The sequence below is a fragment of the Ferrovibrio sp. genome (assembly GCF_036381655.1).
Lineage (GTDB): Bacteria > Pseudomonadota > Alphaproteobacteria > Ferrovibrionales > Ferrovibrionaceae > Ferrovibrio.
This window is the reverse complement of record NZ_DASVCJ010000076.1, coordinates 22,729-35,892: the sequence shown is the minus strand read 5'-3', so window position 1 is coordinate 35,892 and position 13,164 is coordinate 22,729. Positions and strand designations below refer to the sequence as shown.

Here is a 13,164-nt window from a genome sequence, read left to right as displayed (position 1 = left end):
CTGTACCTATTCAGCCATTTTCCTGATCATCCGGATGATGCCGGAATAATCGGTCGGCCCGTTCCCTTCTTCCACATATTCGGCGAATAGCGCCGCCGCCTCCGCCCCCAATGGCGTCTGCACCTTGGCGACTCGTGCAGCCTCCTGCGACAGTTTCAGGTCCTTCAGCATTAGCTCCGCGGCAAAGCCCGGCTTGTAATCACGGTTGGCTGCCGAGGTCGGCACCGGTCCGGGTACCGGACAGTGATTGAGCAAGGCCCAGCATGAGCCGGACGAGCTCGATACGATATCGAACATCGCCTGCGCCGAAAGCCCCAGTTTCTCGGCCATGACGAAGGCTTCCGACACGGCAATCATCGAAATGCCCAGCACCATGTTGTTGCAGATCTTGGCCACCTGACCATTCCCGGGGCCGCCGGCATGAACGATCTTCTTGCCCATCGCCTCGAGGATCGGCTTGGCCTTTGCAAAGGCTGCATCACTGCCGCCGACCATGAAGGTCAATGCAGCATTCTCGGCGCCCGCCACACCTCCGGAAACCGGAGCGTCGACCATAGGCATGCCCCGCGCCTCGGCGGCCGCCAACACCTCGCGCGCCGTCTTCACATCGATGGTGGAACTGTCGATGAACAGCGTGCCGGGCTTTGCCGCGGCTAGAATGCCGCCGTCACCCTTATAGACCGAGGCGACATGCTTGCCGGCCGGCAGCATGGTCACAACGGCATCAACGTCAATCGCCGCCGCTGCGGCATTCGCCGCTTTGCTGCCGCCGGCATCGACCACCTTCTGAACCAATTCGGCCGACAGGTCGAAGGCCTTCACCGAATGGCCGGCCTTCAGCAGGTTGCGTGCCATCGGACCGCCCATATTGCCGACACCGATGAAGCCGATCGAAGCCATGTTTTCCTCCCTTGATTCTCGTTCGCCGGTTCAGTCGAACTGCAATTCGCCTTCCGGCACCGGTTCAAAATAGGTCTCGATGTCCGCCTCAGAAACCTCTTCCAAGGTCGCTGGCCGCCATTTCGGATGATGATCCTTGTCAATGATGACCGCCCGCACGCCCTCGTAAAAATCGTGGCCGCGGGCGACATGATTGCATATCCGCCATTCCAACCGCATGCAGTCACGCAGGGACAATGTTTTTCCCCGCCGTAATTGCGCAAAGGTAAGTTTCACCGAGGTCGGCGACTTGGTGCGGATGATCCTTGCCTGCTCGGTTGCGAAGTCCCCGCCATCCTCGGCCAGGGCCCGCATGACCGCAGCGACGGAGTCGCCCGCGAACAGGCGATCGATCTCCGCCCTATGCCCTGCCAGTGCCGAAGGGCCGGGATCCGTGGCAAACCGCGCAACCACCGCCTCCACCGCGGACCTGTCCCCCGGCGCAGCATCGATCAAGGCCTGCTCGAGTGCCGGAAGAGCCTCCCGTTTCACGAAATGCGTGGCGATACCGGCGGCAATCACATCGGCTCCTTTAAGGCGGGCGCCGGTCAACCCGAGATACACGCCAAGCTCGCCAGGGCAACGCGGCAGAAAGTGAGATCCGCCCACATCAGGGAACAAACCTATGCCCGTCTCCGGCATTGCAAAGGTCGCGAATTCGCTGATGATGCGATGGCTGCCATGCACGGAGAGGCCGACGCCGCCGCCCATAAAGATCCCATCGATCAAGGCGATGAAAGGTTTGGGATATTCACCGATCACCGTATTGCAGCGATATTCGTCATACCAAAAGCGTTTACGATATTCGGCACCTTCCGGGCTGCGATCCGCCAGCTTGCGGATATCTCCGCCGGCACAGAATGCCTTTTCGCCAGCCGCCTTGATGATGACCGCCTTGACCTGCGGATTCTTGGCCCAGTCCCGCAGATGGCGCTCGAGCGGGATGCACATGTCATGCGTAAGAGCATTCAAGGCCTGAGGACGGTTGAGCAGAATCGTGCCAACGCCGTTACGAACAGAAAATTCAATATCGCTCATAATACCTACCGGTTGGTCCTGCCAATCAATCAAAAGATGCTCCCGACAGGATGCGCCGGGAAATGATCACACGCATGATTTCGTTGGTGCCTTCGAGAATCTGATGCACGCGCGCATCGCGCAAGAATCGCTCCAGCGGATAATCCTTCAGATAGCCATAACCGCCATGAAGCTGCAGCGCCTCGTTGCAGATCGCAAAGCCGACATCGGTGGCAAAGCGCTTTGCCATCGCGCAGTGCATCGTGGCCTCCGGGTGTTTTTCGTCCAGCTTCGCCGCTGCATACCTGATCATCAACCGGGCGGCAGAGAGTTCAGTGGCCATGTCGGCCAGCTTGAACTGCGTCGCCTGGAATTCCGCGATAGGGGTGCCGAATTGCTTTCGCGTCGCTACATGGTCGCGGGCGGCTTGCAGGCAGGCGGTGGCGGCCCCTAGAGAGCAGGCGCCGATATTGAGCCGCCCGCCATCCAGGCCGGCCATGGCGATCTTGAAGCCGTCACCTTCGGCACCGATCCGGTTAGCCTTGGGAACCTTGCAATCTTCGAAGATGACCATCGCGGTCGGCTGACTGTTCCAGCCGAGCTTGCGTTCCTGCGCCCCGAAGGACAGTCCGGGCGTATCCTTCTCCACTACCAGACAGGAGATGCCTTTCGGGCCGGCACCGCCGGTCCTAACCATGCAGACGTAAATATCGGAGCGCCCGCCACCAGAGATAAACGCCTTTGTGCCGTTCAGAATGTAGTGGTCGCCGGCATCGACGGCTTTGGTTTGCAGTCCGGCTGCGTCAGAACCGGCATTCGGCTCCGTCAGGCAATAGGATGCAAACTTTTCCATGCTGCACAGCGCAGGCAGAAACCTCTGCCGCTGCTCGTCATTGCCGAAGCGGTCGATCATCCAGGCCGCCATATTGTGGATCGATATATAGGCGGCGGTCGAAGTGCATCCGGCCGCAAGCTCTTCGAAGATGATCGCTGCATCCAAACGGCCGAGCCCTGAGCCGCCCACATCCTCCTGAACGTAAATGCCGCCGAAGCCGAGCGCGGCAGCTTCACGCAGTTCTTCGACCGGAAAATGCTTTTCCTCGTCCCATTTCGCCGCATTGGGCTGCATCCGCTCGGCGGCAAAGCGACGGGCCGTATCCTGGATCGCCTTCTGATCGTCGGAAAGCTCGAACATCATCGCGCTTCATCTCCCCTTAAACGGGTCATACCGGCCACCCTGCTGCCCGTCAACTGCCGCTTCCGGCGGCAGAAGTCGTCGGAAGCACCGGTCTTCAGACAGGTATCTCGGGCAGGATCCGCCCCAGCCAGCAACGCCGCAATTAGGGTAAGTACGCTGGATTTTATTGCGGCCGCTTGAGCAATCCGCCCAGCACGAGTTCCTGCGCCGCCGCCGCCGTCCGAAGCGCCGAGGCCGTGGAGCCCACCAAACCGCCCCGTACCATGCCCATTATCAAGGCAGGGACAACCTCAAGGTCGACTTCCTCGAAATCGGAAGCAGCAATGCCTGCCTCCACAACCTTGCGCAGATGGCTCAGGATCGTCTCCCGCCGGCGGCGATAGGCCAGACGCCAGCGGCCCGCCAGAGCAGGGCTTTCGCCCTCAAGGTATCGCAGGGTAGCGATCTGATCGGCGAGCCCCATGACCAGAGCGTGAACCATCTCGGCGATCTGCTGGCGCGGCGGCAAAGGGGCCGTGCTGATGTCTTGCAACTTTGTATCCAGCCCGTCCAGCAGGCTGTCAAAAGCGGCCAGAAACAGTTCGGCCTTGGACGGGAAATAGCGATAGAGGGTAGGCTTGCCCATGCCGGCCAGGCGGGCGACATCGTCCATCTGCACCTGGACAAAGCCACGGCTCGCGAATAGTTCAACGGCGGCGGCCAAAATCCGACTGCGCCGGGCCTCCCGCCAGTTTTCGACCGCCCCTCCTTCCGTCTCCATCGCCTTCATGCCACCGCCCGTTTGACAATAGAACTCCAGAGTTCTATTTTTAGGTCGCCTGCGGTGAATTGTCGAGTGTCGACGAAAAGCGGTGCCACTGCAGGGGCAGTTATCTCCAGGGGCCTAAAAAAACAATGAAACGCATTCTGCTTGCTGCGATCCTGCTGGCTGGCATCGTTGCTGGTGCCTATGTGATCCATATACAACGCAGTGATGCGGAAAGCCAGGCAACTCCGCCACAGGAAGCCGTTGGCGTCGTGGTCGCCCCTGCCGCGATCAAGCCCATGCCCGTGCAAATCGAAACCATCGGCCGCGCTCAGACGATCGCAAGCGTGGCTGTGAAATCCCGAATTGACGGCGTCGTCTCCGAGGTATCGGCGCGGGATGGGCAGACCGTGCATGCCGGTGACGTTCTGTTTCGCCTGGATGACAGACAGGCCATTGCGCAGCTCCATCAAGCGCAAGCGACTCTCGGACGAGATCACGCGCAGCTGGAAAACGCCCGGCGCGACCTGGACCGATTGACCCCGCTGCAGCAAAAGGAATACGTCTCGCGCCAGAGCTACGATGCCGCCAAAACCAATGTCGCGATGCTGGAAGCGGCGGTCAAAGCCGATGAGGCGCAGGTCGAGAATCTGCAGGTCCAGTTGTCTTATACTGTCATCAAAGCACCGATCGAAGGTCGCCTAGGCACGATCAACTACAAAGTTGGCAGCAATATAAAGGCCAACGATACGACCCCGCTGGTGACGATCAACCAGGTGCGTCCGATCTATGTTTCATTTTCCCTTACCCAAGGCGATCTGAGCGAACTCCGCGCTGCAATGGCAAGGGAAAAAGTCGAGGTGAAGATCCTTAGCCAGAACAACGAATTTCCCCCACTGGCGGGTGAGGTCACCTATTTCGACAATGCCATCGATGCCACGTCGAACACCATTACGGTACGGGCGACGGTGGCAAATGATGGCGAAGTGATTTGGCCTGGCCAGTTCGTCAATGTGGTCATCACCTTGCGTGTCGATCCAAATTCACTCGTGGTTCCGCGCCAAGCCGTCCAGGCCGGTCAGAATGGCAACTACCTATTCGTGGTGGACGATCATTCGATCGCCCATGTCCGGCCGGTCGAAATTGCACGCACGATTGGAAATCAGGCCGTGATCGCCAAAGGTATTTCGCCTGGCGATGTTGTCGTCGTCTCCGGCCAGTTACGCATCCGCGACGGCGTAAAAGTTCAGCCACGTCAGCAAGCCGGCGCAGCCGACGTCGCCGACACCCGCCCCCGGGCCTGAGGCAGGAACGATCATGACTCTTCCCGAGCTTTGCATCCGCCGTCCGGTGATGACGGCGTTGCTGATGATCACTTTTGTCGTCGTCGGCATCTTCGGTTATCGGCTGCTTCCCGTTGCGGCGCTTCCCCGGGTCGACTTCCCGACCATCAATGTGTCCGCTTCACTGCCCGGCGCCAGCCCGGAAACCATGGCGTCGGCCGTCGCGACCCCGCTTGAGAAACAATTCTCCACAATCGCCGGCATCACCTCGATGACATCGGTGAACGGACTTGGCACCACTCAGATCACGCTGCAGTTCGACCTTGGCCGCAATATCGATGGCGCGGCCCTGGATGTTCAGTCGGCGATCACTGCGGCGATGCGGTTGCTGCCGGATGAGATGACGACACCGCCTAGCTTTCGCAAGGTGAACCCGGCGGATCAGCCCATCCTTTTTCTGGCGCTGAACTCAGACACCCTGCCGCTTTCCACAGTCGACGAATATGCCGAAACGGTAATTGCCCAGCGCCTGTCGACCTTGACTGGCGTTGCCCAGGTTTCCGTCTATGGCGCTCAGAAATACGCCGTCCGCGTCCAGGTCGACCCCAAAACCCTGGCAGCCGCGGGGATCAGCTTCGACGACATTGCCAATGCACTGGCGGCGGCAAATTCGAACAAGCCGGTCGGACAGATCGACGGGCCACGCCAGGCCGTCACATTGCAAGCGAGCGGACAGCTCGCGACCGCGGCCTCCTACCGGCCATTGATCATCGCCTATCGCAACGGCAACCCTGTCCGGCTCGGCGACGTGGCGCAGATCATAGACGGCGTCGAGAACAACAGGGTCGCCAGCTGGTATAATGGCAAGCGCAGCATCACGCTGGCAATACAACGCCAGCCCGACGCCAATACGGTCGAGGTCGTCGACCGCGTCAAGGCGCTTCTGCCGGAATTCCGGGCCGCCCTGCCCGCCCAGGTGAACCTCGACGTACTGCTCGACCGCTCGCAGTCGATCCGCGACTCGGTCGACGACGTGCAGTTCACGCTGGCCTTGACCGTGGCGCTCGTCGTCATGGTGATTTTCCTGTTCCTCCGCAGCCTTTCGGCGACCGTGATTCCGATGTTGGCTCTGCCGGTGTCGATCATCGGAGCCTTCGCGGGAATGTATCTGCTCGGCTTCACGATCGACAATCTGTCATTGCTGGCATTGACCCTATCGGTCGGTTTCGTGGTCGACGACGCCATCGTCATGCTGGAAAACATCGTCCGCCATGTCGAGAGCGGACTGTCGCCATTCCAAGCGGCCTTGAAAGGATCGAAAGAGATCGCTTTCACCATCATGTCGATCACCCTTTCCCTGGTCGCGGTATTCATACCGGTCCTGTTCATGGGCGGAGTGGTCGGGCGTCTGTTCAATGAATTCGCCGTCACCATCAGCCTGGCCATCCTGATCTCGGGCTTTGTGTCACTGACATTGACGCCCATGCTGTGCAGCCGTTTTCTGCGCCACGATCAGACGCATGCGGGAAAGACGAACGGCAAGAAGCGGGAGTTATTCATCCTGACCTGGTTCGAGGCCATATTCACCGCTTCGTTCAAGGGCTACGAGCGAAGCCTGCGCTTTGTCCTCGACCACCGGTTTGCCGTGCTGCTGGCCACCATCGGCACCATTCTGCTGACCGGGTATCTGTATGTCGTAGTCCCCAAGGGTTTCTTCCCCAACGAGGATACCGGCCAAATACTGGTGGTGACGGAAGCGCCGCAGGACATCTCCTTCGAAGGCATGGCGCAATTGCAGCAGGAGGCTGCCGCCATCGCCCTCGCGGATCCGGCGGTCGATGCGGTCAATTCCTCGATTGGGACCAGCGGGCTCAGCAGTTCCATGAACCAGGGGCGCATGTTCATCGGTCTGAAGCCGCTGGACGAGCGCCATGGGGAAAAATCCGACGCCATTATTCAGCGTCTGCGCAGAAAAATGGCCGGCCTGCCGGACATGAAAGTTTATCTGCAGAGTATCCAGAATATCCGCGTCGGCGGCCGGCTCAGCAAGAGCCAGTATCAGTACACCGTGCAGGGCGACGATTTCCATCAGCTGCAGGAGATCGTACCGAAGCTGGAGGCCCGGCTCCGCAATCTGCCGCAGATGCAAGACGTTTCCAGCGACCTTCAGGTCCGCAGTCCGCAAGCTCTGGTCGATATCGATCGCGAGAAGGCCGCGGCGCTCGGCGTGACCGCAGATACGATCAGGCAGACGCTATATAGCGCATTTGGCGACCGGCAGGTGTCGACGATCTATACGCCGAGCAACGAATATGCCGTGATCCTTCAGGTATCTCCTCGCTACCAGGAAAATCCTTCCTCGCTGAAGGACATCTACGTTCGTGCCGCCGACGGTCATCTCGTTCCATTGGATTCCGTGGCGCAGGTGAAATTCAATGTCGGCCCGAGTACCGTCAACCACCAGGGACAGCTTCCAGCGGTGACCATCTCGTTCAACTTGGCGCCGGGATATTCCCTTGGCCAGGCGGTCGACGCGATCCGCCAGGTCGAGCAAGAGATGAACCTGCCTGCGACCATCATCACTAGTTTCCAGGGAACTGCTCAGGTCTTCCAGGATTCGCTGAAGGGTCAGGGGTTGCTGCTGGCTGCCGCTGTCTTCGTGATCTACGTGATGCTGGGCATTCTTTATGAAAGCTTCATCCACCCGATTACGATTCTGTCGGGCCTGCCGGCCGCCAGCGTCGGCGCGCTGCTGACCCTTATCCTGTTCAAGACGGACCTCAGCGTCATTGCCATGATCGGCATCGTGATGCTGATCGGCATCGTCAAGAAAAACGCGATTATGATGATCGATGTCGCGCTGGAAAAGCGGCGCAAGGAAAAGCTGGCCCCACCGGATGCGATCCTGCAGGCCGCGCTGCTGCGCTATCGGCCTATCATGATGACCACCGTCGCCGCGATCATGGGGGCCCTGCCCATCGCCATCGGTACCGGTGCCGGCGCCGAATTGCGGCAGCCGCTGGGATTGGTGGTCGTCGGCGGGCTGCTGGTGTCTCAGGTCCTCACCCTGTACATCACACCGGTGATCTACCTCTATCTCGACAAGGTCCAGACCCGGTTGAGCCGGGGCCACCACCGGCCGATCGAGCTTGTCGATGAATCGACCGACTATCCGAAGGCGGCGGCGGAATAACGGACGAGAATTACGTGGTCCAGCTTTGCGGCGCCCCGCCTGTCAGGCGAATTCGAGGATTACCTGGTCGACGGCCAGGCTGTCGCCCTTCTTGGCCTTGATCTTCTTGACGGTCCCGTCTCGTTCCGCACGCAGCACGTTTTCCATCTTCATGGCCTCGACCACAGCCAGGGCCTGGCCGGCCTTGACCGGCTCGCCTTCCGCCACATTGATGGAAACGACAAGGCCGGGCATCGGACAAAGCAGGAATTTCGACATGTCCGGCGGCAGCTTTTCCGGCATCAGCCGCGCCAACTCGGCTGCGCGCGGCGTGCGAATGGCGATGTCGAGTTCCGCACCGCCGTGATGAAGGCGCAGGCCATCCGGCCGTGGCGATACCCGCGCCACAACGGGCCGTCCATTCACGGTGCCGCGGAAGAAGGGCTGCCCCGGCTTCCATTCGGATCGCACCTTGATCGTCTTGCCCTTCTTGATCTTGACGTCGAGCCCGCCCTCGACATCCGCAATGGTCAGCGGATACTCGGCCTTGTTGAGGGTTGCGACCCATTCAGCCGCCGGCTTCCAGTCCGGCAAGCCCAGCTTGCCGCCAAGATGGCGCGCGCGGAACTCATTACGGATATGCAGAAGGGCGCCTACCGCCAGCATCGCTGTCTGCTCTTCCTCGGGCAGGACCGTTCCGGCATAGCCTGCCGGCCATTCTTCGGCGATGAAATTGGTTGACAGATTGCCGGCGCGAAAACGCGGATGGTCCAGAACCGCGGCCAGGAAATTCACATTATGGCCAATGCCCGCGATCCATGTTTCGTCCAATGCCGCGGACAGCGTCGAGATGGCCTTTTCGCGTGTCTTTCCATAGGAGCACAGCTTGGAGATCATCGGATCGTAGAACATGCTGATCTCGCTGCCCTCGACGACACCGGTATCGTTGCGGATGGTGTCCGACTCAGGCGCCGTCCGCCAGCGCACCAGGCGACCGGTGCTCGGCAGAAAGCCGCGCAGCGGGTCTTCCGCGTAGATGCGCGCCTCCAGCGCCCATCCATTCAGCTTCACATCCTCCTGCCCGATGCCGAGCGTTTCGCCGGCAGCAACCCGGATCATCTGTTCGACCAGATCGATGCCGGTGATCAGCTCGGTCACCGGATGTTCGACCTGCAATCGCGTATTCATCTCCAGGAAATAGAAGCTGCGGTCGGGGCCAACGATGAATTCCACCGTCCCGGCGCTGTCGTACCGGACGGTTTTCGCCAAGGCGACAGCCTGCTCGCCCATCGCCCTGCGGGTTTTCTCATCCAGAAAAGGGCTCGGCGCTTCCTCGATCACCTTCTGGTGCCGGCGCTGGATCGAGCATTCACGCTCACCGAGGTAGATCACATTGCCATGCTTGTCGCCGAGCACCTGGATTTCGATGTGGCGTGGCTGTTCAATGTATTTCTCGATGAATACCCGGTCGTCACCGAATGAGCTCTTCGCCTCGTTGGTCGCCGAGGAGAAGCCCTGCGCCACTTCCTCGTCAGCCCGGGCGATGCGCATGCCCTTGCCGCCGCCGCCGGCGGAAGCTTTGATCATCACCGGATAGCCGATTTCACGCGCGATCTTCACGGCCTCCTCTGGCGAGCCGATGGCGCCGAGGAAACCCGGAACCGTCGATACGCCCGCCTGTTTGGCCAGCTTCTTGGACTCGATCTTGTCGCCCATGGCATAGATCGCATCCGGATTGGGGCCGATGAAGGCGATGCCGGCCTCTTTCAGCGCGGCGGCAAACTTGCGGTTCTCCGAGAGGAAGCCATAGCCAGGATGCACGGCCTGGGCGCCGGTCTTCCGGCAGGCGTCGACAATCTTCTCGATCACGAGATAGCTTTCAGCCGCCGGCGCTGCGCCGATATGCACCGCTTCGTCCGCCATGCGCATATGCAGCGCGCCCTCGTCGGCATCCGAATAGACAGCCACGGTTTTGATCCCGAGCTTGCGGCAGGTCTTGATGACACGGCAGGCGATCTCGCCACGGTTGGCGATCAGGATCTTGTCGAACAGTTTCTTAGCCATCGTCTGCGCCACCTTACAGCGGAATGTTGTCGTGCTTCTTCCACGGATTTTCGAGTTTCTTGTCGCGCAACATGGCGAGCGAGCGGGCGATCCGGAAACGCGTATTATGCGGCATGATCACGTCGTCGATGAAGCCGCGATGACCGGCAACGAAAGGATTGGCGAACTTCTGCCGGTATTCCTCGGTACGCGCGGCGATTTTGCTTTCGTCGCCGATCTCCGCACGGAAGATGATCTCCACCGCCCCTTTGGGTCCCATGACCGCGATCTCTGCCGAAGGCCAGGCATAATTGACGTCGCCGCGCAGATGCTTTGACGCCATGACGTCATAGGCGCCGCCATAGGCCTTGCGCGTAATCACGGTCACCTTCGGCGTCGTCGCTTCGGCATAGGCGAACAGCAGCTTGGCGCCGTGCTTGATGATGCCGCCATATTCCTGCGCCGTCCCAGGCAGGAAGCCGGGCACGTCGACGAAGGTCACGAGCGGGATGTTGAAACAGTCGCAGAAGCGCACGAAGCGTGCCGCCTTCCTCGACGAATCGATGTCGAGGCAGCCGGCCAGCACCATCGGCTGGTTGGCGACGAAGCCGACGGTCGCGCCCGCGATCCGCCCTAGACCGACGATGATGTTCTTGGCAAAGTCGGGCTGGATCTCGAAGAAGTCGCCGTCGTCGACGACTTTCAAGATCAGCTCCTTCATGTCGTAGGGCTTGTTCGGGTTGGGCGGCACCAGCGTGTCGAGCGACGGCTCGACCCGGTCGGGGCTGTCGGCGGTCGGCCGCACGGGCGGCTTTTCCCGGTTCGATGCCGGCAGGAAGTCGACGAAGCGGCGGGTCTGCAGCAAGGCCTCGACGTCGTTCTCGAAGGCGAGGTCGGCGACGCCCGAGCGCGTCGTGTGCGTGACCGCCCCGCCCAGCTCCTCGGCGGTGACGACCTCGTGCGTCACCGTCTTCACCACGTCCGGCCCGGTCACGAACATGTAGGACGAGTCCTTGACCATGAAGATGAAGTCCGTCATCGCCGGCGAATAGACCGCGCCGCCGGCGCACGGCCCCATGATCACGGAGATCTGCGGGATCACGCCCGAGGCCAGCACGTTGCGCTGGAAGACGTCGGCGTAGCCGGCGAGCGAGGCGACGCCCTCCTGGATGCGGGCCCCGCCCGAATCGTTGAGGCCGATCACCGGCGCGCCGACCTTCATCGCCTGGTCCATGATCTTGCAGATCTTCTCGGCGTGCGCCTCGGACAGCGAGCCGCCGAACACGGTGAAGTCCTGGCTGAAGACGAAGACGAGCCGCCCGTTGATGGTGCCCCAGCCGGTGACCACGCCGTCGCCGGGAATCTTCTGCTCGGCCATGCCGAACGCGGTCGCCCGGTGCTCGACGAACATGTCCCATTCCTCGAACGAGCCCTCGTCGAGCAGCACTTCGAGCCGCTCGCGTGCCGTTAGCTTGCCCTTGGCATGCTGCGCTTCGATCCGCTTCTCGCCGCCCCCCAGCCGCGCCGCCGCCCGCTTTGCCTCCAGCCGCCGAAGTATTTCCTGCATCACACCCTCTGATTTGTCCGCCCGGGCGTTCGACGCCTGCTGATAGCACCGGCGCAGACCTTCTTACCAGCATCCGGCCGAACCTGAACCAATGGACGTGTTGCGGGCTCACAGGCCGGCAGTCAAGATGTTCTTGCAATGAGGCCATGCGAAAACCGCCGGCCCGACTGGCGAACGAGCCGGCCGGAAAGTGCCGGCCGATCGGTGCGAGCAGGCCGAAGCTGTCACGGAGCTGCAGGAGAAGCATAAGGTGCAGATCCTGCACACGCCGGACGACATCCTCGTCGAGTTCCCGAGGACGCAGCACACGATCGCCGAGAACGAGGCAAAGCAGAATCCGTTCTTCGGGAAGATGCGGGATTGGTGGCGGCAACATGCGAGTCTCGTCGTTCCGGCGAAGTGCCCCATGTTCCCGCCCTACGACGTTGCCGCCGCCGACGACCGGCCGCAGAAGAGCAACCAGGAGGGAGCGGCGGCGCATCATCCCGGAACTCCCGGCATGGTATCCGGTTGAAATCACCGCTCAGGCGGCGACGCCGACGAGACCCCTGCCGAAAGGGGTGAACGACCGGGAGCAGGCGAATGGCCAAGGTCCTTGTCCTGTACTACAGCACCTACGGCCACACGGAACGGATGGCCCAGGCCGCCGCCGAGGGGACCCGCGCAGTTGCCAACACGGAAGCAACGATCAAGCGGGTTCCCGAACTGATGCCGCGCGAGATCGCCGAGAAAGCGGGAGTGAAGCTCGATCAGCCGGCGCCGATCGCCAATCCGCTCGAACTCGCGAACTACGACGCCATCATGATCGGCACGCCGACGCGCTACGGCCGCATGAGCGGACAGATGGCCAATTTCCTCGACCAGACCGGCAGCCTATGGGCGCAGGGCAAGCTCAACGGCAAGGTGGGCAGTGCGTTCACCTCGACGGCGACGCAGCATGGCGGGCAGGAGACGACGCTCTTCAGCATCATCACCACCATGCTGCACCTGGGCATGATCGTCGTCGGGTTGCCCTACAGCGCGGCCGGGCAGACGCGCCTCGACGAGATCACCGGCGGCTCGCCCTACGGCGCGACGACGATCGCAGGCGGCAAGGGCGAGCGCCTGCCGAGCGCCAACGAACTGGAGCTCATGCGCTTTCAGGGGCGCCACGTCGCCGAAATTGCGGCGCGTCTTGCGCGCTGAACCCGCCGCGGCGCG

At 61.4% G+C, this 13,164-nt stretch carries 10 protein-coding genes; 4 read left to right on the top strand and 6 right to left on the bottom strand.

Annotated elements, in window-relative coordinates:
* Positions 1 to 6 precede the first annotated feature (6 nt).
* From mmsB to VF194_RS16950, 4 genes are all read right to left on the bottom strand, one after another.
* Positions 7 to 900 carry a 3-hydroxyisobutyrate dehydrogenase gene (gene mmsB / locus VF194_RS16965; protein ID WP_330892376.1) on the bottom strand — a complete coding sequence of 298 codons (894 nt, stop codon included), beginning with the start codon at positions 898 to 900 and terminating at the stop codon, positions 7 to 9.
* A 30-nt stretch (positions 901 to 930) separates the two neighbouring features.
* Positions 931 to 1,977 carry an enoyl-CoA hydratase/isomerase family protein gene (locus VF194_RS16960; protein ID WP_330892375.1) on the bottom strand — a complete coding sequence of 349 codons (1,047 nt, stop codon included), beginning with the start codon at positions 1,975 to 1,977 and terminating at the stop codon, positions 931 to 933.
* 25 nt (positions 1,978 to 2,002) lie between these two features.
* Entirely contained in the window at positions 2,003 to 3,154 is a 1,152-nt protein-coding gene (locus tag VF194_RS16955; RefSeq protein ID WP_330892374.1) for an isobutyryl-CoA dehydrogenase, read from the bottom strand.
* Positions 3,155 to 3,317: 163 nt separating this feature from the next.
* Entirely contained in the window at positions 3,318 to 3,923 is a 606-nt protein-coding gene (locus VF194_RS16950; protein ID WP_330892373.1) for a TetR/AcrR family transcriptional regulator, read from the bottom strand.
* A gap of 125 nt (positions 3,924 to 4,048) precedes the next feature.
* Between VF194_RS16950 and VF194_RS16945 the strand changes: the two genes are divergently transcribed.
* Positions 4,049 to 5,203, top strand: coding sequence for an efflux RND transporter periplasmic adaptor subunit (locus tag VF194_RS16945; RefSeq protein ID WP_330892372.1), 1,155 nt, complete (start codon positions 4,049 to 4,051; stop codon positions 5,201 to 5,203).
* A gap of 13 nt (positions 5,204 to 5,216) precedes the next feature.
* Complete coding sequence (locus VF194_RS16940; protein ID WP_330892371.1) at positions 5,217 to 8,375, top strand: multidrug efflux RND transporter permease subunit; 3,159 nt, start codon at positions 5,217 to 5,219, stop codon at positions 8,373 to 8,375.
* Positions 8,376 to 8,417: 42 nt separating this feature from the next.
* On the opposite strand, the gene VF194_RS16935 is transcribed toward VF194_RS16940, so the two are convergent.
* Positions 8,418 to 10,406 carry an acetyl/propionyl/methylcrotonyl-CoA carboxylase subunit alpha gene (locus tag VF194_RS16935; protein ID WP_330892545.1) on the bottom strand — a complete coding sequence of 663 codons (1,989 nt, stop codon included), beginning with the start codon at positions 10,404 to 10,406 and terminating at the stop codon, positions 8,418 to 8,420.
* Positions 10,407 to 10,431: 25 nt separating this feature from the next.
* Positions 10,432 to 11,964 carry an acyl-CoA carboxylase subunit beta gene (locus VF194_RS16930; RefSeq protein WP_330892370.1) on the bottom strand — a complete coding sequence of 511 codons (1,533 nt, stop codon included), beginning with the start codon at positions 11,962 to 11,964 and terminating at the stop codon, positions 10,432 to 10,434.
* A gap of 190 nt (positions 11,965 to 12,154) precedes the next feature.
* On the opposite strand from VF194_RS16930, the gene VF194_RS16925 reads away from it, so the two are divergent.
* Positions 12,155 to 12,478 (top strand): hypothetical protein, encoded by a 324-nt coding sequence (locus VF194_RS16925; protein ID WP_330892369.1) that lies wholly within the window; start codon positions 12,155 to 12,157, stop codon positions 12,476 to 12,478.
* Positions 12,479 to 12,546: 68 nt separating this feature from the next.
* Positions 12,547 to 13,149 (top strand): NAD(P)H:quinone oxidoreductase, encoded by a 603-nt coding sequence (gene wrbA / locus VF194_RS16920; RefSeq protein WP_330892368.1) that lies wholly within the window; start codon positions 12,547 to 12,549, stop codon positions 13,147 to 13,149.
* The last annotated feature ends 15 nt before the right edge of the window (positions 13,150 to 13,164 follow it).